21 protein-coding genes are annotated in these 18,393 nt (G+C 43.9%); 11 read left to right on the top strand and 10 right to left on the bottom strand.

Annotated features, from left to right (window positions below; translation table 11 throughout):
* Positions 1 to 34: 34 nt before the first annotated feature.
* A complete protein-coding gene (gene mobA / locus CFX1CAM_RS05920; RefSeq protein ID WP_269457031.1) occupies positions 35 to 670 on the bottom strand; it encodes a molybdenum cofactor guanylyltransferase in 636 nt (211 codons plus the stop codon).
* Positions 671 to 840: 170 nt separating this feature from the next.
* On the opposite strand from mobA, the gene fdhD reads away from it, so the two are divergent.
* The 6 genes from fdhD to CFX1CAM_RS05890 all read left to right on the top strand — a co-directional run bounded on the left by fdhD (position 841) and on the right by CFX1CAM_RS05890 (position 5,014).
* Positions 841 to 1,605: a formate dehydrogenase accessory sulfurtransferase FdhD gene (gene fdhD, locus CFX1CAM_RS05915; RefSeq protein ID WP_157891753.1), complete on the top strand. Its 765-nt coding sequence runs from the start codon at positions 841 to 843 to the stop codon at positions 1,603 to 1,605.
* Between the two features lie 280 nt (positions 1,606 to 1,885).
* Positions 1,886 to 2,359 carry a Crp/Fnr family transcriptional regulator gene (locus tag CFX1CAM_RS05910; RefSeq protein ID WP_087862133.1) on the top strand — a complete coding sequence of 158 codons (474 nt, stop codon included), beginning with the start codon at positions 1,886 to 1,888 and terminating at the stop codon, positions 2,357 to 2,359.
* A 47-nt stretch (positions 2,360 to 2,406) separates the two neighbouring features.
* On the top strand, positions 2,407 to 2,754 hold the full coding sequence (gene hypA / locus CFX1CAM_RS05905) for a hydrogenase maturation nickel metallochaperone HypA (protein WP_087862132.1): 348 nt from the start codon (positions 2,407 to 2,409) through the stop codon (positions 2,752 to 2,754).
* On the top strand, positions 2,754 to 3,419 hold the full coding sequence (hypB, locus tag CFX1CAM_RS05900) for a hydrogenase nickel incorporation protein HypB (RefSeq protein WP_087862131.1): 666 nt from the start codon (positions 2,754 to 2,756) through the stop codon (positions 3,417 to 3,419). Before hypA ends, hypB begins: the two co-directional genes overlap by 1 nt.
* A 140-nt stretch (positions 3,420 to 3,559) precedes the next feature.
* Positions 3,560 to 4,360: a class I SAM-dependent methyltransferase gene (locus CFX1CAM_RS05895; protein WP_087862130.1), complete on the top strand. Its 801-nt coding sequence runs from the start codon at positions 3,560 to 3,562 to the stop codon at positions 4,358 to 4,360.
* A 6-nt stretch (positions 4,361 to 4,366) separates the two neighbouring features.
* Positions 4,367 to 5,014 carry a PIG-L deacetylase family protein gene (locus tag CFX1CAM_RS05890; protein ID WP_087862129.1) on the top strand — a complete coding sequence of 216 codons (648 nt, stop codon included), beginning with the start codon at positions 4,367 to 4,369 and terminating at the stop codon, positions 5,012 to 5,014.
* 108 nt (positions 5,015 to 5,122) lie between these two features.
* Here CFX1CAM_RS05890 and CFX1CAM_RS05885 read toward each other — a convergent pair whose 3' ends face one another.
* The 5 genes from CFX1CAM_RS05885 to CFX1CAM_RS05865 all read right to left on the bottom strand — a co-directional run bounded on the left by CFX1CAM_RS05885 (position 5,123) and on the right by CFX1CAM_RS05865 (position 9,651).
* Positions 5,123 to 5,416 (bottom strand): hypothetical protein, encoded by a 294-nt coding sequence (locus CFX1CAM_RS05885; RefSeq protein ID WP_087862128.1) that lies wholly within the window; start codon positions 5,414 to 5,416, stop codon positions 5,123 to 5,125.
* 73 nt (positions 5,417 to 5,489) lie between these two features.
* Complete coding sequence (gene sufD / locus CFX1CAM_RS05880; protein ID WP_157891752.1) at positions 5,490 to 6,851, bottom strand: Fe-S cluster assembly protein SufD; 1,362 nt, start codon at positions 6,849 to 6,851, stop codon at positions 5,490 to 5,492.
* 58 nt (positions 6,852 to 6,909) lie between these two features.
* Complete coding sequence (gene sufB, locus CFX1CAM_RS05875; RefSeq protein ID WP_087862126.1) at positions 6,910 to 8,322, bottom strand: Fe-S cluster assembly protein SufB; 1,413 nt, start codon at positions 8,320 to 8,322, stop codon at positions 6,910 to 6,912.
* 21 nt (positions 8,323 to 8,343) lie between these two features.
* Positions 8,344 to 9,120 carry a Fe-S cluster assembly ATPase SufC gene (gene sufC / locus CFX1CAM_RS05870; RefSeq protein ID WP_087862125.1) on the bottom strand — a complete coding sequence of 259 codons (777 nt, stop codon included), beginning with the start codon at positions 9,118 to 9,120 and terminating at the stop codon, positions 8,344 to 8,346.
* A gap of 360 nt (positions 9,121 to 9,480) precedes the next feature.
* The gene (locus tag CFX1CAM_RS05865) at positions 9,481 to 9,651 is read right to left on the bottom strand and encodes a hypothetical protein (RefSeq protein ID WP_087862124.1); all 171 of its coding nucleotides are present in this window, start codon (positions 9,649 to 9,651) and stop codon (positions 9,481 to 9,483) included.
* 129 nt (positions 9,652 to 9,780) lie between these two features.
* On the opposite strand from CFX1CAM_RS05865, the gene CFX1CAM_RS05860 reads away from it, so the two are divergent.
* The 4 genes from CFX1CAM_RS05860 (at position 9,781) to CFX1CAM_RS05845 (ending at position 11,758) form a co-directional block, all read left to right on the top strand.
* Positions 9,781 to 10,287, top strand: a complete 507-nt coding sequence (locus tag CFX1CAM_RS05860) for a LysM peptidoglycan-binding domain-containing protein (protein ID WP_157891751.1) — start codon at positions 9,781 to 9,783, stop codon at positions 10,285 to 10,287.
* Between the two features lie 13 nt (positions 10,288 to 10,300).
* Entirely contained in the window at positions 10,301 to 10,918 is a 618-nt protein-coding gene (locus tag CFX1CAM_RS05855) for a hypothetical protein (protein WP_087862122.1), read from the top strand.
* 207 nt (positions 10,919 to 11,125) lie between these two features.
* Entirely contained in the window at positions 11,126 to 11,407 is a 282-nt protein-coding gene (locus CFX1CAM_RS05850; protein WP_157891750.1) for a hypothetical protein, read from the top strand.
* A gap of 3 nt (positions 11,408 to 11,410) precedes the next feature.
* Positions 11,411 to 11,758 carry a metal-sulfur cluster assembly factor gene (locus CFX1CAM_RS05845; RefSeq protein WP_087862120.1) on the top strand — a complete coding sequence of 116 codons (348 nt, stop codon included), beginning with the start codon at positions 11,411 to 11,413 and terminating at the stop codon, positions 11,756 to 11,758.
* A gap of 54 nt (positions 11,759 to 11,812) precedes the next feature.
* Here CFX1CAM_RS05845 and CFX1CAM_RS05840 read toward each other — a convergent pair whose 3' ends face one another.
* From CFX1CAM_RS05840 to CFX1CAM_RS05825, 4 genes are read right to left on the bottom strand one after another with little or no spacing between them, the layout of a single operon-like run.
* Positions 11,813 to 12,139: an SCP2 sterol-binding domain-containing protein gene (locus CFX1CAM_RS05840; RefSeq protein ID WP_087862119.1), complete on the bottom strand. Its 327-nt coding sequence runs from the start codon at positions 12,137 to 12,139 to the stop codon at positions 11,813 to 11,815.
* A gap of 22 nt (positions 12,140 to 12,161) precedes the next feature.
* On the bottom strand, positions 12,162 to 12,731 hold the full coding sequence (locus CFX1CAM_RS05835; protein ID WP_087862118.1) for a class I SAM-dependent methyltransferase: 570 nt from the start codon (positions 12,729 to 12,731) through the stop codon (positions 12,162 to 12,164).
* Between the two features lie 9 nt (positions 12,732 to 12,740).
* A complete protein-coding gene (gene feoB / locus CFX1CAM_RS05830; protein ID WP_087862117.1) occupies positions 12,741 to 14,654 on the bottom strand; it encodes a ferrous iron transport protein B in 1,914 nt (637 codons plus the stop codon).
* The gene (locus CFX1CAM_RS05825; RefSeq protein WP_087862116.1) at positions 14,654 to 14,878 is read right to left on the bottom strand and encodes a FeoA family protein; all 225 of its coding nucleotides are present in this window, start codon (positions 14,876 to 14,878) and stop codon (positions 14,654 to 14,656) included. The genes feoB and CFX1CAM_RS05825 overlap by 1 nt, the downstream gene beginning before the upstream one ends.
* A 425-nt stretch (positions 14,879 to 15,303) precedes the next feature.
* Between CFX1CAM_RS05825 and CFX1CAM_RS05820 the strand changes: the two genes are divergently transcribed.
* On the top strand, positions 15,304 to 18,381 hold the full coding sequence (locus tag CFX1CAM_RS05820; protein WP_157891749.1) for a DNA polymerase III subunit alpha: 3,078 nt from the start codon (positions 15,304 to 15,306) through the stop codon (positions 18,379 to 18,381).
* Positions 18,382 to 18,393 lie beyond the last annotated feature (12 nt).

Here is an 18,393-nt window from a genome sequence, read left to right as displayed (position 1 = left end):
AATGCAACCCCGTTGCTTGTTCAACGGGGTTGTTTTATTTTAAAGATTTTTCAATGATCTGTTCGGCTTTTAGAAAATCATCTTTTGTGTTAATGTTATAAAAGGCTAAGCCACTCGGGTCAAACTCCCTGTATAAATCTGGCCTTAATTCAATCACCTTTACCCGAGGAAGCCAGGACACCAGCCGCCTTTGATCCAAAACAATCGATTGATATATTGCTTCTTTACAGGGACCTCGCCGATAAACAGCATGCAATGGTTCATAAAAAGATGGACCTGTCATTGGAATAGCGACATCGGCATCGCTTTGCACCAATAATTCAAGGCCTTTTAGCAAAATGGCGGTACTTACAAATGGCAAATCACACGCAACCACTGCGACATAGTGGTTGTTGCTAACGTCCATAGCGGTATAAAGTCCACCAATTGCGCCCATATTCGGAATCGAATCGTTAACCATCTTCTCTCCCAGAAACTCAAAACTGGGGATGTCATTGGTAACGATAAATAGCTCCTGGGCAATGGGTTTAACGCGTTCAAGAACTCTCTGGATCAGCGGTTTTCCTGACAAAAACATCAACGCTTTGTTTTCACCCATTCTGATCGATTTTCCGCCCGCCTGGATTACAACGCTCAGGGCAGTTGCTTTTAAGTCTCTATTTTCTGTCATCATTAATCCATTGTTTATTATAATGGGTAAAGTTCATTTAGAGACTTTTATCTATATTGGCCATCGCTTTGCTCTGATTGAGTGGTTGCTTGATTTCAATTAGGCAGATAGGCTCAATCAATTGAAAAATGTCCATTTTACAACTACTAAGATCAAAATCAGGAATAATGATGACCAACACTAACAAAACTTTGAATACATGCAAGTATGACACTGGAAACACAACATTCACGATAGAGCAGCTGGAAATAATCGAAGAACAATCCGTTGATTTGCTGGTCAACAACTCGCTGTTGTTAACATTTTTCTGTTCTCCAATTCAACTTGAAGCCTTAGCACTTGGTTTTCTTTGGAATGAGGGAATAATCAGCGACCTGAGCGAAATTAAAAACCTTTATATCAGCCCAGATATGGCCAGGATTGAGGTTTCTTTGTTCTCCTCTATTGATGAACATCTAAACCTAATGCGAACATCAACAGGTTTGACGGTCATCCGTGAACTTGAGAAACGTCAGATGAATAATTCTTTTAGGATTAATCCGGAAATGCTCATCAAGCTTTATGATGAGTTTTCTGCAAAACAAAAACTTCATCAGGTTGCAGGAGGGTATCACAGTGCGGCATTAAGTGATGGCGAAAGGATCAACATCATCACAGAAGATTTGGGAAGGCACAACTGCTTGGACAAAATATCTGGAATGTTTCTACTTGAAGGGAAACCGTTCGCACCCCAAATAATTCTACTTTCCGGAAGAATCAGTTCTGAGATGATCCACAAAGCGATTAAATTAACCGCCCCCATTATCGCAACAAGAACAACGCCAACCGTTAAAGCGGTAGAGATTGCAAAAAAATATGGTGTTGCAATTGTCGGTTACTTAAGAGGTAAACAATTTTCGGTCTTTAGCTTTCCGGAACGGATCCAGTTTAAGTAAACAAAGAAAATTAAAAACCGCCAACAAGTTTTTTATGATTGTGGCTCCAGCGGTTAATCCTGGTCGTGCGATCCTGAAATCATACAGTAGCTTGATCATAATGACGTCCGCATCTTTGATAAAAGAAGGGAGTTCATCAAAGCACAAATCATTTTTGCACTATTTCTTCGTGCATGATGCTTGTCACGCATGCCTGATGACATAATACAATTTTATTTTCCTGTGTTGGCGAGTATTTTAATAGCGATCCTTTTCGGATTCTTTTTTAAAAGGTCATCTAATGCTGAACCTCTCCCAAACAACCGCTGTGATCCAATCGATTCCCTGGTTTTTAGACCTGTCTCACGAAAGTATGACTCGCTTAGCTGCCATTGCGGAGATGGTTTCACTCGAACCGGGTGTTACCATTTTTCACGAAGGCGATCAGCATCCCCATCTTTACCTGATTTTTGAGGGAAAAGTCCGTTTAGAAAGTTTTGTACCCGGGCGTGGATCCCTTCCGTTTTCCATCGCTGAGGCTTTTGATGTGGTTGGCTGGTCAAGTTTAACTCCGGTTGTTCGCCAGATGACCTGCACCGCGATTGTTGAATCTTCATCTAAAATGCTCAAATTTTCTGCGCAATCACTGATGGCTTGTTGTGAATCCGACTGCTTCCTGGGCTTTGTGATCATGAGACGCTTGGCGAATATTGTTGCCTCTCGTCTCCTGACACACCGGTTGCAATTGCTTGAAATCATCTCTTGCCACAAGTAAATCGTTTTGATTCAAACAATTCCCCAGACAAGTACTATACTTAAGCAATGCATGAACTCTCGGTTACTGAAAGCGTACTTGAAATCGCCTGTAGACACGCGGGAAAAGCCCAGGCCAAACGAGTAACTGATATTTACCTGGTGATTGGTCGCCTGTCCAGTATTGTGGACGATTCGGTCCAATTCTACTGGAATTTGATCAGCAAAGATACACTATGCGAAAATGCACAACTTCATTTCAGACGCGTGCCTGCAGAATTGGTGTGTCTGGACTGCCAGCATCAATATCAACTGGCTGAGGAATTAACGCCCTGTCCAAAGTGCAATAGCACCCGAATTCGAGTGCTTTCCGGAGATGAATTCCATTTAGAAAGCATAGAAATTGAAAGGAAATGATGACAAATAAACGTATCACAATTGTGGAAAAGATCTTTGATGCCAACGAGCGATTGGCAAATGAAAACCGCCGTCGGTTTGATGAAAATCATGTTTTTGCGATTAATCTAATGGCATCACCTGGCGCAGGGAAAACCAGCCTGATCCTTGCCACTATCAAGGCATTGCTTGATCAGAAGGTCCGCATTGGCGTCATCGAAGGTGATACTGCGCCAGTGACCATCGACGCAGATAAGATCAGTGCAGCCGGGATACCGGTTATTCAAATTAACACTGGAGGCGAATGTCATCTGGATGCGGTCATGGTAGAAAACGCGCTCAATCAATTGCCAATAGAAGATCTTGATCTGGTCATCGTAGAGAATGTAGGCAATTTGATTTGTCCTGCAGCCTTTAAACTGGGCACCCATGCCAACGTTCTTATCGCCAGTGTACCTGAAGGGGATGACAAACCCTACAAATACCCAAATATTTACCGGGGGTTGGAAGTGCTGATCATCAACAAGACCGACCTTCTTCCTTATCTTGATTTTGACATGGACTACTTTCGGCAGGGGGTTGAAATCCTCAATCCTGGTCTGGAAACCTTTGCATTATCGTGCAAAACTGGTGCAGGGCTTGAGGATTGGTTGTTATGGCTAAAATCCAAACTTCCAAAAAAATAACCTCTACCAGCATGGTCACAAATCGAATTTACATTCAAAAAAGAGTTTTCCTAAATATTGGTTTACGACAAATAACTTGACCAAGCCTGCACTTTTTAGCTATACTTATCGACAACTTGCTTAATGAACCAAGGATAAACATGACAATATCATTTCAAGAAACAACCAAAGATTTACTCACCCGCATCAATATCCATGATCTTTATGGAGCAAAAGACATTGACAAATGGATGTTAGAAGTACTTCCCCTGGAACAGGAAATGTCCATCCTTGATGTCGGCTGTGGATCAGGGAAACAATGTTTTTCATACCTGGCGCATCTCAGCGGGAAAGCAGCCATTACGGGCACTGACATCTCTGATGAATTGTTAAAAAAAGCAGATGAAGAAAACATGAAGGCAGGTAATCGAGTCACTTTCCAGAAAATGGACTTTAACAAGCCTTTCAACTTTTCGGCTGAAACCTTCGATCTTGTGTCCTGCTCTTTTGCAATCTACTATGCTGAAAACATCCCCTTCACCATCAGTGAAATGCATCGTGTGCTTAAACCAGGCGGAACCTTGTTTACAACTGGTCCCATGCCTGAAAACAAGCAGATGTTTTATAATATTATCCGAGAAGCAACCAACCGGGATATCCCTCCTATGCCGGGCAGTTCACGCTATGCTTCAGAAATTTTTGAAACGATACAAGCGCAATTTTCACACGTTGCTTTGCACATCTTCGAAAACCCCCTCACCTTTCCTGAAGTCAACCCATTTATCGATTACACACGAGCATCACTTTCTGAAGACCGCCTGTTGTGGAACACTTTCTTCGAATCAAAGACAGATTTCGAACAAATCATGTCAAAAATCACAACGGTGGCAGAAAAGTGGTTTCAACGCGACGGAAAACTGGTCATGACGAAGGTTGTGGGCGGTATCCTTGCAAAAAAGTAGGCATTCATGAATCGAAATATGACTTTTTTTGGCAAAACAGTCCTGTGTATCGGCGCACATCCCGATGATATCGAATTGGGATGCGGTGCACTAATAGCGGATATCATTACCCAGACTCGTGTGGTGTGTGTGACTCTGTCGGATAACCAGAAGAATCCCTTGCATACCAATCTGGTTGCAGAACACTATGCCAGCATGAGCATTTTGGGCGTTCAGAAAGAACACGTTATTCTGCATGACTTCACAACTCGACGATTGAAAGAATCCCGCCAGGAAATCCTCGAGGTGATGATCGACCTCAATAAACGTTTTCAGCCTGAAGTGGTCCTGGTGCACACGGCAAAAGACATTCATCAAGACCATCAAACCGTCACAGAAGAAGCGCTGCGCGCCTATCGAGGAACAACCTTGCTCGGATTTGATGTTCTGCGCTCATCTTATGGCTTTTTTCCGGATTTCCTGGTCGAAATCTCTGAACACGGGCTTGAAACAAAAATCAAAGCCCTTGATGCCTACAAAACCTATGCGGATAAATATTATTTTAATGAAGACATCATTCGAGCGACGGCGCTCCGCCATGGCGCATTAGCAGAACGACCTTACGCCGAAGGATTTGATATATTGCGGATTGTCGGGCAATTTGGCAACCTTTAGCGAAACTAAAAGGGGCTGGTTTTCAAGAACAGCCCCTTTTAGTATTCGATTGTTCCTTGTATTATTTAAACAATTCCATCAGTAACATCCCAAGGAATGGTAAAAACTTTAATAGATCTGGTAGCCGGTAGGCCGTGAGATATCTTTTTTTGCCATCCGGAGATGCTTTGAATCAAATGGAAACCACAGGATATGATCCGGTACCATCCACCCATCCGTTAAATAAACATTCGTCCGAAATTGAACTGCAACTAATTTCTCGTCTACCTGGACAACAATACCCTGGGCCCAATCGCGAATCCGTTCGCCATTTTTTTCATGATCGCAAAAAACATCTACTGAATCCCCAACATGGTATGTGACCTCATCATCTGGCGGTCTCATAAATGGTGACCTGGCCATTTAACCTCCTGAATGTGAAAATAAATAATTTTGTAATTTACTGCTTCAACCTGATATTGTAGCAGATATGAGCTTAATTATCTACAGGCATCATGCGTTCAATCAAATTTGGTTCACCGCGTGACATCTTCTCTCGGATCGTCTCTGTGAACCTTTTTTGTATACCCTCAAAGGGTATTCTTTCCATAATCTTAGCAAAGAATCCCATCACAATCAACTGCTCAGCTTCTGCCCTGGGAATACCCCGACTGAGTAAATAAAATAGCTCATTTTCATCAATCTTGCCCACTGTAGCAGCATGTGTACAACGTACATCATCTGCCATAATTTCCAGGCCAGGGATAGAATCCGCTCGAGCGCCTTTGTTGAGAATCAGATTTCGATTGGCTTGATACCCGTCTGTACCGTTTGCGCCTGGTGCTACGTAGATCATACCCTGCCAGACTGAATGGCTTTCATCCAGAAGAGCGCCTTTGAATAGAAGGTCGCTGGTTGTGTCCTTCGCTAAATGGTTTTGCTGTGTGTCATGGTCAAAGTGTTGTCGACCATTTGGAAAATAAAAGCCAGACATGCGCGCATTTGCTCCGGGTTCCATCAAGTTGACATCGGAAAAGTTCTTCATCAAATGCGTGCCCATCGCCCCATAAATCCAATCAAGCTCTCCATCTCCCATTATCTTGGCACGCTCCCGGGTAAAGGACCATACGTTCTCACCCCAGGATTGTAACTCAATAAAATTTAAACTGGCACCCTTCCCAACGAAAATTTCAACAATGCCATTATGGAAAATCTGGCCGCGGTTTTCACTTTGCGGCGAGACTGATTCGTGCACAAAGGTGACCTGTGCCCCCTCCTCCAGCCAGACTACCAGATGATTAATAAAAGCATGATATTCACCCGAGCCACAATACAGGCTATGCAGGGGCTTTTTGATTTTGACATCTTTAGGAACATAAAGCAAAACACCGTCCTGAGCCAAAGCCGCTGCAAGCGCAGTAAATTTATCCTCGTCAGGTTTTACGATCTGATTCAACAACTCCCTTAACACATGCGGATGCTCAAATTCAGCAGTTCGAAATTCAGTGAATATTACTCCCCGGTCAACCAGGTCAGGGTCCAGTTGATTTACGGGCGTTACCATTCCGGAAATGATCTGCCCAGCACGCCGTTCATCGCTTGTGATCGCAGCAAGACATTTCTTTGGTGGAATATTGGGTGTCGCTTGATTTTCTTTTTCTGGGAACGTAAACCGCGTGGTTTCTAATTCCTGGATATCCGTTCGGCGCCAGGGTTCATCCTTGGGTGCAGGGAAAGGTAAAGCCTGGTATGCTTCCCAGGCTGTCTGCCGGTATTTTCGCAAATACGCATCTTCGTTATGAGGAATCATTTCAGATGAAAACTTAAACGGCTCTAAACTGCTTGTGGGGCTCTTCATGCTTGGTTTTTTGTTTTGTTTGGGCGCTGAATTCATTGATAAAAATCCACTTTCTTCATTAGCCTACCGACCCAATCATCTGCAATTGGATCAAACGGTTCATCTCAACTGCATATTCCATCGGTAATTCTTTCACCAGTGGTTCAATAAACCCTGAAACAATGATCGTGGTGGCCTCTTCTTCGCTTAAGCCGCGACTCATCAGGTAGAAGAGCTGATCTTCACCCACCTTTGAAACGGTCGCTTCGTGACCCAAGCTCACATCCTGGGTATTGACCTCTATCGTCGGATAAGTATCCGAACGCGATTCCGGATCTAATAGAAGGGCATCACACACAACATTTGATTTTGAGCCTTCAGCATCTGCCTGGACTTTTAATAACCCGCGATAGGTTGATCTGCCATTTCCCCGGCTGATCGATTTAGAGATAATTTTGCTGCTGGTTCCAGGCGCGAAATGGATCGCCTTAGCCCCTGCATCCTGGTATTGACCGGGTCCGGCAAAGGCGACCGATAAAACCTCACCATGGGCGCCAGGCTCCATTAGAAAGCAAGCGGGATATTTCATGGTAATTTTTGAACCCAGGTTTGCATCCACCCACTCCATGACCCCGTTCTCAAATACTTTGGCACGCTGTGTTACCAGGTTGTAGACATTATTGCTCCAATTTTGGATCGTTGTATAACGGACACGAGCGTTCTTCTTGACAATGATTTCAATTACCCCACTATGTAATGAATGGGTCGTGTAAAGAGGTGCAGTACAGCCTTCAACATAATGCACCTGGGCGCCCTCGTCAGCAATGATTAAAGAGCGCTCAAATTGACCAATGTTGGCGACATTTAATCGAAAGTAAGCCTGTAAGGGTAAATCAACCTTCACTCCAGGCGGGATATACACAAATGAACCACCCGACCAAACCGCACTATTCAATGCTGCAAAGGTGTTGTCCTGAATGGGCACGACTGTAGAAAAATGTTCTCGGAAGATGTCCGGATGCTGGCGCAAGCCTTCTTCGATGGAAAGGAAGATCACGCCTTGGCGTTCTAAATTTTCCAGAACGCTATGATAAATCATCTCTGAGTCATATTGTGCGCCTACACCTGATAAATACTTTTGTTCTGCCTCAGGAATGCCTAATTTATCAAAAGTGTCTTTGATGGTTTCAGGTACATCGTCCCAACTTCGACTCTGGTCTTCGGTTGGCTTGACATAGTAATAAATATCATCAAGGTCCAATCCGCTCAGATCTGCACCCCAAGTTGGAATTGGTCGCTGCTTAAAGTGCCTGTAGGCGCGTAAGCGAAACTCAAGCATCCATTCAGGTTCTTCTTTCATGGCAGAAATTTGCCGAACGACTTCCTCATCTAAACCTTTTCGGCTTTTAAAAACATAGGTTTCAGGATCGCTAAAACCATATTGGTAATCGCCTAATTGCGTTAGGATTTTTTTCTCCGGGTTTTTTCCCATTGAAATTCTCCAATCGTGTGACTATGCCTCGGCTGGTAGTCCATACTTTTCACGGACCCAATCATACCCATGCTCTTCAAGCAGTAGTGCCAGTTGTTCACCGCCAGATTCGACAATTCTGCCATCAAACATTACATGCACAAAATCCGGGTTGAGATAATTCAAGATCCGTTGATAGTGCGTGATGACGATCACTCCCATGTTAGGACCTTTAAGCGTGTTAACGCCTTCTGAGACGATACGAATCGCGTCGATATCTAAGCCGGAATCGGTCTCATCTAAAATCGCGAACGTAGGTTCCAGCAGCGCAAGTTGTAATATCTCTGTCCGCTTCTTCTCACCGCCAGAAAAGCCCTCGTTCAAATAACGCCCCCCAAAAGCGTATTCCATCTCGACCATATCCATTTTAGATTTTAGCAACCTGCGATATTCCAGGATTGAAATATCTTCTTGAGGTGGGTCAGCGTGGCGCCTGCGTGCGTTCAGAGCGGTACGCAGAAAATTAGCCACAGTTACGCCAGGAATAGATACAGGGTATTGAAAAGCCAGGAAGATACCAGCTCTCGAACGTTCATCCGGCGCCATCTCCAGCAAGCTGATCCCATCCAGCAAGATATCTCCCTGGGTAATTTGATACCTGGGATGTCCCATCACCGCGTATGCCAGCGTTGACTTGCCCGTACCATTGGGTCCCATTATGGCATGAACCTCACCTCCTTGGATGGTGAGGTTAAACCCTTTTATGATCGGATTATCTTCAACTGAAACATACAGGTCTTTAATTTCTAGTTTTGGCATTGAATAACCTCAGCAAAATATGATGAATAACATCAAATACTACCATAATTGTCGGAATTTTTTAATCCCGCGAGATTATAGCATTGTCAGAATCAAGTGTCAATAATTTAGGTAAAAATCTAATAAAATATCAATAAAAGCATTAGTCTGTTTAGGGCGATGGTTTTTTGTCTAATTCTTGATTGCTTCCTTGCCTACCATGACAATCATGATGTCGCTTTAAAGCAAGAAGAACCCCGTATCTAATCAATACAAACCCGGTTTCTGCGTTACGGCTGTATCAATGAGCACAGGGTTGAAGATCGGCTATTTTACACCAGCGAACACCTTGATTAGAAAAAACTTGTAAAGAAAGGTGGGTTAAAGCCCTTTTAACACTGTGCTTAAAATCAGCAGTAACCAGGCGAGACCCATAATCCAAAAGCTGATCGATGAAAGAAAAGGTATTGCAACCAGTTGAGCAATGATTCCTACCAAACCAACAATGAGTGCAATCGTCCATACGATTTTCTTAGGGGCATTCAGTCTCATTTTTTTCTCCTATTTTAATAAGTGGATTTGCAGCTTTATTATAACACATTCCTACTTGTTTCAGGCTTCATTCAATATTCTAATCAAAGATCGACTTTACTAATAAAACATTTGGTGGTAATATCTTTCATGAACAATTTAACAATCGTTATTAGAAAGGATCTAAAAATGGGTTTATTTGGAAAAAAGAAGAAGGAAGAAGAAGAACGCAAGAAGCAACTCGAACAGGCACAAAAAGAAGCCGAAGAAGCAAAAAAAGCTCTTGAGGCAAAATTAGCACAAGAGGCCAAGGAAAAACAGCTGAAAGCTGAAGCCGAGAAAAAAGCCAAAGAACTTGAAGAGCAGAAAAAGAAAGAAAAAGCTCAGGAAGAATTGGCGGAAGCCCGGCGAAAAGCCATCGAAGAGCGAAGGGCAAAGCTTGAAAGCGAGAAAAAAGCGGCAATTATTGCAACGCACGTTGTCAAAGAGGATGAGACCCTGAGCCACATCGCGCTAAAATATTACAAGCATGCCACGCCACCCTACTGGCAATTATTGCTTGAGCATAATACAGAACTGCTCCAAGGCAATGAAAGGAACGTGCGGGCTGGGATGGAACTGGAAATACCTGAACTGCCAGAAGAATTAAAAGATTAAAACGGCGGAAAACATGGATTTGAGTTCCATTTTTAAAACTGTAAGCGCGCAACTTACAGAGCAGCAAACAGCACTCAATGCAGCCGATGAATATAACCATGATCATGGCGATAACATGGTAAAAATTTTCGACGTTATTCAAAGTGCTGTATCGAAGAAGTCTGATAAACCAGTTGACGAACAGCTCAGTTATGCTAGCCAGGTCGTGGAAAAAGAAATTCAGAGCGGATCAGCAAAACTTCTATCCCAAGGTCTGGCTGATGCCGCCTTAAGCTTTGCCGGCACAGACCTCCAGCCTGACACCCTGGGTCTTCTGGTAAAATCCTTGCTCAATGTGAAAGAAGAAAAGGAACCCAAAAAGGAGCAAGGGGGAGTATTAGGATCATTGCTTTCAGGGCTGATCGGGAAAAAAGAAGAAGCTGTTGAAGAAGAAAAGAAACTGGGCGTCAATGAATTGCTTCTCGCAGGAATGGCTTACTTCCAGGCAAAACAAGGCGGCAGCAGCGATGTAGAAGCTCTGATTAATGCCTTATTAGCCGCCAGCCCTATGGGTGAATCCAAACACCGTTCGATGTCTGGCTCTTTGATTGCTAACGCAATTATGAGCTTCGCCAAGTCTGGCAACGAATAGTCATTCACAAAAATATTTGCTAAATTAAAGAGATGTCTGGATCAGGCATCTCTTTTGTTTGTCAGCAACTGTAATATTATTTACCATTATTACCATATTTATTGACATTTTTATATCCCATGCTAAAATCACAGTCAATATCTTTCTATAATAAGGCTCGCAATCTTATAGTTATTAACGATGAAAAGCATCCCTGAGAAATTATTAATGAACTCGAAATCTTTCTCCGAATCGTCCATCAATGACCTTGTCAAAGCCGTAGGAATAAACACGATATCCTTCAAGGATTATCTTACAGCACGTGATGACACATACAACCTGACCGGCTTTTCATGCTCTAATTACCATTTCTTCTACGACCACCCGGTGATTTGGGCAATCGATAAAACACTCAAACAAAAATTCATTGGTGAAAATAATGAAATTGAAACTTACATTCCCCGTAGCCCGGTTGGCTGTTTTTTTCAAATCCCAATCAAAGTGAAATGAGAAATGACTGAAGGAAATAATAGCAACATCCCCATCTGGGATATCGAAAATACTCATCCTGAACTTGTCCCCCTTGTGGAAGAGGGACTAAGTGAAATAATTGACCCCGAATTGGGCTTAAACATTGTCCAGATCGGGTTAGTTCGCAATGTAAGCCTGGAAGATGATCATGCTGTTGTTACCATGATCCTAACCACGCCTTTCTGTCCTTACGGGCCAACAATAATGGAGAGCACCCGCATTAAGGCTGAGGAAATTCTCAAAATTCCCACAAAAATCACCTATGGTACTGAGACTTGGGACCCAACCATGATGGAAGACGGCATCGGCGACGATTGGGGATTATATTAAAGAACCCATTTCCGACAGGCTGTTCACATTGGATGCGCGAATTGGTTAATTATGTTACCTTTTAAAGAAATTAACTAATTTCATTCCCAATGCCAAATCCCCAAAGACCTTAATTTTGCCTAACATATAAGCACGCATGGGATCCAACTGGCCTGTCAGAAGCTTGACTCCATCTTTTGCATCGGCTTTAATTGTCAAGTCCGGATTTGAGGTTGTTCCTTGTTCTACTGTGCAGGTTTGATCATGAATTCTGATGACCCATTCAGATGCCTGTTCGCCTGAAAATGAACATTGAACCAGTCCCGAGACACCTTGTGCCTTCTCAGCATCGAAATAATCGGGAATCGAATTCATTATCTGATACACATCAATTTCAGCCATTTTCAAATCTCCTTTAAACGTTTTAAGCTCGTTTATCTATCATAACCCAAACTAATGCGCTTTTTATAACAAATCGGATATTCTCAACATCTTGAAATGCGCACATCGATATGATTTCTTCCGGAGCAATAATTTTGCTGCGCATGAGCAAGATTTTTTCACCGATTGCAATAAGCTTTCCAAAGATGTTGCGAATATTTGGTTCCTCGATGACCAGCCTACCGCCCGGCTTTAAGACGCGCCAAATCTCATCCAGGGTCAGTTGATGCTGTGCAACATGATGAAAAGCATCAATCATAATGACCCGCTCAAAACTTGCCGGTCTAAATGGTAAAGCCTCTGAGTTGGCAATGATGACCATTAAACCTTTCTTGTGAGCTTCCCGCAGCATTTTAATTGCAGGGTCTGCAACAAAAATTGAAGATGATATGCCTGAAAAATTTTCCGAGACCCTTCCCGTCCCACCTCCAATATCCAGAAGTGCTTGTTGGGGAAAAAGGTCTACCATTTTCACCAATTTCGATGAATTTCTCAGGCTAAAGATCCAATCATAAAACGGCCCAAGCAGGTTGAAATGATCGAATTTAGCCATGATTTCCAATTAATAGAAAATTGAAGCAATAATACGTGCGACCAAACCAGCCACCGTTGCAATCAGCGTGGTCAAAGCAACAATTGACCACATCGCTTTGACTCCAATTTCCTTGCGGATGACCAGCATCGTCGCCAGGCAGGGAACATAAAAGACTACAAACACCGCAAATGTGATCATCTGGACTGGTGTCATTACCGTGGGAAAATCCATGCTCCCTAAAGCTTGACCCAGCATGACCAGGGAGAGTTCTTTTCTAAGTACACCAAAGATTAACGGAACACCAACCTGTTCAGGCAGCCCTAAAACCCATGAAAGTGGGCGCACCAGCATATTCAGGTAAGTGGAAGCATTGATAAAGTTTAGAAAGGATAAGACGACGCTACCGATGATCAGTAACGGCCAGGCCTCGACGACGAATTCTCGAATTCTCCACCAGGCTTTATTAATAATCGTCCGCAATGTCGGGATACGGTAAACGGGCATCTCCAGGATCAACCCGGGAGAATCGTCAGGCAAAAACCTGTTGAGCATTCCGGCGGTAAAAGCGATTACAAAGAGGTCAAACAAATAGATCGCCAATGCCAACCCAGGACCAAGGTAGAATGCCACCAGGCCAAAGACGACTGCCAAACGCGCAGCACATGGAACTAATGTAGACAATGCGGCTGAAATGAAACGTTCGCGTTTATCCTCCAGGATGCGGGTTGACATAATAGCAGGCACATTACAGCCAAAACCGAGAATAAACGGGACGATTGCTTTCCCGTGCAAACCCAATTTATGCATCAATGTGTCCATCAAAAATGCTACTCGTGAAAGATAGCCTACATCCTCCAGGATGCCAAGACCAACCAAAAACGGCACCAGGTAAGGTAAAACAATTGCAATACCGCCGGAAATGCCCTGCATTAAACCAATGATGATTTGAGAAATAAATCCTTTCGGGTTGGCAAATTGAGCTTCAATCCAGACCTCAAAATTCTGAAATACACCCATCATTGGCTCTTCAATCATTCCACCAACCGAATAAACAATTTGGAAAAATAAGTACATGATCATAATCAGCCCGACATACCCCCAAAAAGGATGCAAAAGAACATTATCCAATTTGTCGCGCAACGAAATTTTTCGCAGGCCATGCTTGATCACGGACTCTGATATTTGGTTAGCCAGTTTTGAGCGTGCATCACTGATGGTCCAATCCGCTGATCCTCCATACTGATGGGCAAGAGATGCATTCACGGCCTTAAGATCGGCTTTAATTGACAAATTTTCCTCAGGGAGTTCCTTTAAAACAAACTGGTCTCCTTCCAGCAATTTAATCGCCAGGGCTCTGGGGTTCAAATAACTGTCAACCTCATGAAGTGAGGTAGCCAACACATCAATCGCAGCTTCAATTTGCTCGTCGTATTTGGGTTGAGGGGGAACTTGTTTTTTTTGTCCCACCTGATAGGCTTTGACAAACAAAGGCTGGATACCACGCCCTTTAGAGGCAATCATCGGAACAACAGGAAGTCCAATTAAGGCCTCCAGCTTTTCCACATCAATATGAATGCCAGCCCGATCAGCCTCATCCATCATATTCAAGGCAATCACCATTGGGATGTTCAGTTCGAGCAATTCAATGGTCATCAACAATCCGTGTTGGATGTTGGATGCATCCAGAACATTGACGACCACATCAATTTCATTTGACGTTAGATATTTGATAACTTCCTGTTCAGCAGGGTTTGTCCCCGCCAGGGAATAAGCACCTGGCAAATCAACAACGGTCACAATGCCGCCCAAAAGACGAACCTTTGATTCGGTGAATGTCACCGTCGTTCCTGAAAAATTGCCAGTTTCTGCCCTGTATCCAGCTACCTGGTTAAATAAAGTGCTTTTCCCACAATTAGGCTGACCAATTAATCCAATTCGCATTAAATCTTCTCAACTTGTATTTTTGCGGCAATGCCCCGACCAATAGCAACTGCACGCCCGTCTACTTCAACCATGACAGGCCCACCCAACGGAGCATATCGAATAATCTTTATTGTTCTGCCCGGGTAAATACCCAGTTGGCGCAACTTAGCATCAATTCCTCTGCCCCCTGTATAGTTGATAATTTTATACAAAACATTTTTAGGTGCGTCTAATAATTTCATTTAGCCTCGTATAATATTCTCCAGTTATTCTAATATCCTCAGCATGGCAAGTCAAGCGAAAATCAGTGGATATTACTAAGTTCAGGAACAACCTGTGCTCCAGCAAATCGTGTGTAACACGAATAACTGAAAACGATGTGAAGGGTCAAAATCCTGGAAATTTTCTGTATCCTGTTTCATCAGGCTTGATTGGCATCTTGCCGATATTTTTCTGAGGAGATCACCCTCATCATTCTCTGACCAGGACTTCCACCGACTATGTGTACAACCAGACACGAAGTTGCCTTGGGTACGATTACCGTGCGAAGTCTTCTGTGAAATTTTCCCTACGGAAGCATCCGATTATTTTGATCTTGCCTCGCAAACGAATAGTATGTATAATAGAATTAGAATATTTGTTCGATCATTGGATGAGAATACTCAAAATGAACTTAGCTTATCTTCGCACCCATTCATATTATAGTCTTCTCGAATCCTTACTTTCACCAGAGGACCTGGCACTCACCGCCCAGGAATTCGACATCCACGCGCTGGCGTTGACCGATTACCAGTACCTGACTGGCGCTATTGAATTCTATGAGGCATGCCTACAAGCAGGCGTCAAACCCATTCTCGGGCTTGAAATTGATCTTACTTATCATGGTCACACCGGAAGAATTGGATTTTTAGCAAAAGATAAAGAGGGTTGGTCAAACCTCTCTCGGCTGAGTTCAATCACCCTGGTTGACAACCGTTCAATCGATTGTGACACGCTCCATGCACATCGAGCGGGTTTAATCTGTACTCTGGGAGGTAAAAATGGTTTATTCAGAGAGCTGTTCTTCAATACTCCTGCCGAATTGAAGTTGTCTCAGCACTTGCTCTCTGACCTGAAAACGATTTTTGACCAGGACTGTTTTTTCGAAATCCAGCGTTATGCTAATGGACCATTAAAAAATGAACAGGCTGTCATACAAATCGCCAGGCAGCTCGACTTGCCGTTGGTAGCCAGCCAGAACATTCACTATCGCGATCCGAAGGATCATGCTCTTTTCCAAACGCTCTCTGCAATTCGCCAAAACAAACCCATTGCACAACAACTCAAGAAAGACCGATTGAGTCTTCCACTTCATTTTCCAACCAGGGCAGACTTCCTCCACAGGTTTCAAGATTATCCTGACGCGCTCACCAACCTCTCTCATATTGTTGACCGCTGTAATGTTGATCTACCAATCGGGCAAACCCATTTCCCAACCTTCCCAACGCCTGATGGTGTATCCCAATCAGATTATCTTCGAATGCGCGCTTATGGTGGCGCTAAAAGGATTTATCATCAGATCACACCAGAAATCAAAGCGCGTCTCGACCAAGAGCTTGCGATCATCTCTGAAATGGGCTATGAACCAATCTTTCTAATCATGGAAGACGTTCTCGAACAAACACGTCATTTAGGCATTCCCACATCGTCACGGGGCTCAGCAGCATCCTCACTGGTGGCACATGTGCTTAACATCACCAGCCCGGATCCCATCGCTCTAAATCTGTACTTTGAACGTTTCTTGAACCCCGCACGTAAAAAACCACCGGATATTGACACGGACATAGCATCACACCGACGAGATGAGGTGATTAAATATGTGTTCGAAAAATACCACCCTGACCAGGTTGCTATGGTTGGCACAATTAACCGCTACAGGCCCAAATCAGCATTGGTTGATGTTGCCAAAGCTTATGGGCTTGATCCAGCAACGGTGCGCCAACTTTCAAATAAGCTCCCATCATCTTTTACTTACAGATCCATACCTGAGGTTGACTCTGCCGATCCATTTTCATCACTTTTAGGAGAGGGTGTAAACCCCATTATCAAAGACATCGTCAATGATGCAAAAGCCATCCTTGACATGCCACGCCACCTATCAGTCCACCCGGGCGGGATTGTGATCGCCCCATTTCCTATAAAGGACCTGATTCCCATCATGCATTCAACTTCTCTTGGTGTTAATCATACACAGTATGATCTTTTGGGAATTGAAAAGCTCGGCATGGTAAAAATTGATTTACTGGGCGTCCGCGGGCTGACCGTTTTAGGCGAAGTCGCTGAGCAAATTCAATCCTGGCATCAAAAAGAATACCAGAATAGTTTTCAAGTCCTTGAACAAATCCCTCAGGATGACTCCAAAACTGCTATCACGATCTCAACTGCAAAAACAATTGGTTGTTTCCAAGTTGAGAGCCCGGGCATGCGCGCTACCCTGCGAGAGATCGGGGCAAAATCAGTCGAAGACATCATGACCGCACTGGCTTTGTATCGTCCAGGGCCGCTTAGAGGAGGTCTGAGGGATGCCTTTGTCCGCCGTTTTCGCGAGGAAGAAGCGGTAATCCATATTCATGAATCTCTTGAAGATTTGTTAAGCGAAACCCAGGGGGTTATTCTGTATCAGGAACAGGTATTAAGGATTGCACATGAGTTGGGTGGGCTTTCCATCGCACAGGCAGATCTTTTACGACGCGCGATGAGCCATTTTGACGCTGGAAACGTCATGGACACCTTACGGGAGAATTTTATTACAGGTGCTATCCACCGAAAAGCCGTTCCTTTTGAAACGGCTGAACGCATCTGGGAGATGATGGCTGCTTTTGCCGGCTATGGTTTTCCTAAAGCTCATGCAGCCTCGTATGCTCAACTCGCCTGGAATTCCGCCTGGTGCAAGACCCATTACCCAGCAGAATTTATGTGTGCTGTGCTGGGCTTTGGAGGAGGCTATTATTCTCAACGAGTGTACTTGATGGAAGCCCGCCGATTAGGTCTGAAGGTTAATCCCCCGCACGTCAATCATTCCAACGAACGGTTCCGTACCATTTATCCCAATGGACTGCCCATCCTTTATATGGGGTTAGGGCAGGTTCGAGATCTGACACAAAAAACAATTCGAAAGATCATCGATCAACGTCCCTTTTACTCCCTCGACGACTTTTTAATCAGAGTGGATCCGCACCGCAAAGAAGCCCGCAATTTACTCCTGTGCAGCGCTTTCGAGGGGCTGACCACGATACCAGCCGGACTAGACCATATCAAACATCAGCACATTCCAGGTCAATTCAATCTTTTTTCCGAGCCCCAAACTGATGAAGACTGGGATCTGACACAAAAGGCAAAAGCAGCACAGGAGGTTTTAGGCATCAGCCTGGAGATCTCTCCACTTGAGCAATTTGCAGATCAAATCCAGTCAGTTGGTGCGGTGTCCACCCTTGAAGCAGAGAATCTTATCGGAGAGAAGATATTCCTAGCAGGCATGCGTCAAGCTTTTCGTCGTTTCCGCAACAAATCGAATCAGATGCTGGGCTTATTAACCCTTGAAGACTTGGAAGGTTCGATTTCCGTGTTTTTTCCGGCGGATATCTTTCGACAATCGCAAATGACCTTGGCTGAGCAAGGACCCTTTTTAGTGGAAGGCTATGTTGAAAAAGATGAAAGATCGCACCGTATCAGAGTAATTGCAAAACGGATCCACTTGCTGTCCTGAATTGCCCATTGG

This window comes from Brevefilum fermentans (assembly GCF_900184705.1).
Lineage (GTDB): Bacteria > Chloroflexota > Anaerolineae > Anaerolineales > Anaerolineaceae > Brevifilum > Brevifilum fermentans.
This window is presented reverse-complemented; position numbering and strand designations above follow the sequence as displayed.

Coding starts and splice junctions, on each gene's coding strand:
- fdhD (WP_157891753.1), top strand. CDS start 841: ATGACCAACACTAACAAAACTTTGAATACATGCAAGTATGACACTGGA.
- mobA (WP_269457031.1), bottom strand. CDS start 670: ATGACAGAAAATAGAGACTTAAAAGCAACTGCCCTGAGCGTTGTAATC.
- CFX1CAM_RS05835 (WP_087862118.1), bottom strand. CDS start 12,731: ATGGCTAAATTCGATCATTTCAACCTGCTTGGGCCGTTTTATGATTGG.
- feoB (WP_087862117.1), bottom strand. CDS start 14,654: ATGCGAATTGGATTAATTGGTCAGCCTAATTGTGGGAAAAGCACTTTA.
- CFX1CAM_RS05820 (WP_157891749.1), top strand. CDS start 15,304: ATGAACTTAGCTTATCTTCGCACCCATTCATATTATAGTCTTCTCGAA.
- sufB (WP_087862126.1), bottom strand. CDS start 8,322: ATGGGAAAAAACCCGGAGAAAAAAATCCTAACGCAATTAGGCGATTAC.
- CFX1CAM_RS05910 (WP_087862133.1), top strand. CDS start 1,886: ATGCTGAACCTCTCCCAAACAACCGCTGTGATCCAATCGATTCCCTGG.
- sufC (WP_087862125.1), bottom strand. CDS start 9,120: ATGCCAAAACTAGAAATTAAAGACCTGTATGTTTCAGTTGAAGATAAT.
- CFX1CAM_RS05840 (WP_087862119.1), bottom strand. CDS start 12,139: ATGGCTGAAATTGATGTGTATCAGATAATGAATTCGATTCCCGATTAT.
- CFX1CAM_RS05885 (WP_087862128.1), bottom strand. CDS start 5,416: ATGGCCAGGTCACCATTTATGAGACCGCCAGATGATGAGGTCACATAC.
- CFX1CAM_RS05895 (WP_087862130.1), top strand. CDS start 3,560: ATGACAATATCATTTCAAGAAACAACCAAAGATTTACTCACCCGCATC.
- CFX1CAM_RS05825 (WP_087862116.1), bottom strand. CDS start 14,878: ATGAAATTATTAGACGCACCTAAAAATGTTTTGTATAAAATTATCAAC.
- CFX1CAM_RS05845 (WP_087862120.1), top strand. CDS start 11,411: ATGACTGAAGGAAATAATAGCAACATCCCCATCTGGGATATCGAAAAT.
- CFX1CAM_RS05860 (WP_157891751.1), top strand. CDS start 9,781: ATGAACAATTTAACAATCGTTATTAGAAAGGATCTAAAAATGGGTTTA.
- hypA (WP_087862132.1), top strand. CDS start 2,407: ATGCATGAACTCTCGGTTACTGAAAGCGTACTTGAAATCGCCTGTAGA.
- CFX1CAM_RS05855 (WP_087862122.1), top strand. CDS start 10,301: ATGGATTTGAGTTCCATTTTTAAAACTGTAAGCGCGCAACTTACAGAG.
- sufD (WP_157891752.1), bottom strand. CDS start 6,851: ATGAAGAGCCCCACAAGCAGTTTAGAGCCGTTTAAGTTTTCATCTGAA.
- hypB (WP_087862131.1), top strand. CDS start 2,754: ATGACAAATAAACGTATCACAATTGTGGAAAAGATCTTTGATGCCAAC.
- CFX1CAM_RS05865 (WP_087862124.1), bottom strand. CDS start 9,651: ATGAGACTGAATGCCCCTAAGAAAATCGTATGGACGATTGCACTCATT.
- CFX1CAM_RS05890 (WP_087862129.1), top strand. CDS start 4,367: ATGAATCGAAATATGACTTTTTTTGGCAAAACAGTCCTGTGTATCGGC.
- CFX1CAM_RS05850 (WP_157891750.1), top strand. CDS start 11,126: ATGAACTCGAAATCTTTCTCCGAATCGTCCATCAATGACCTTGTCAAA.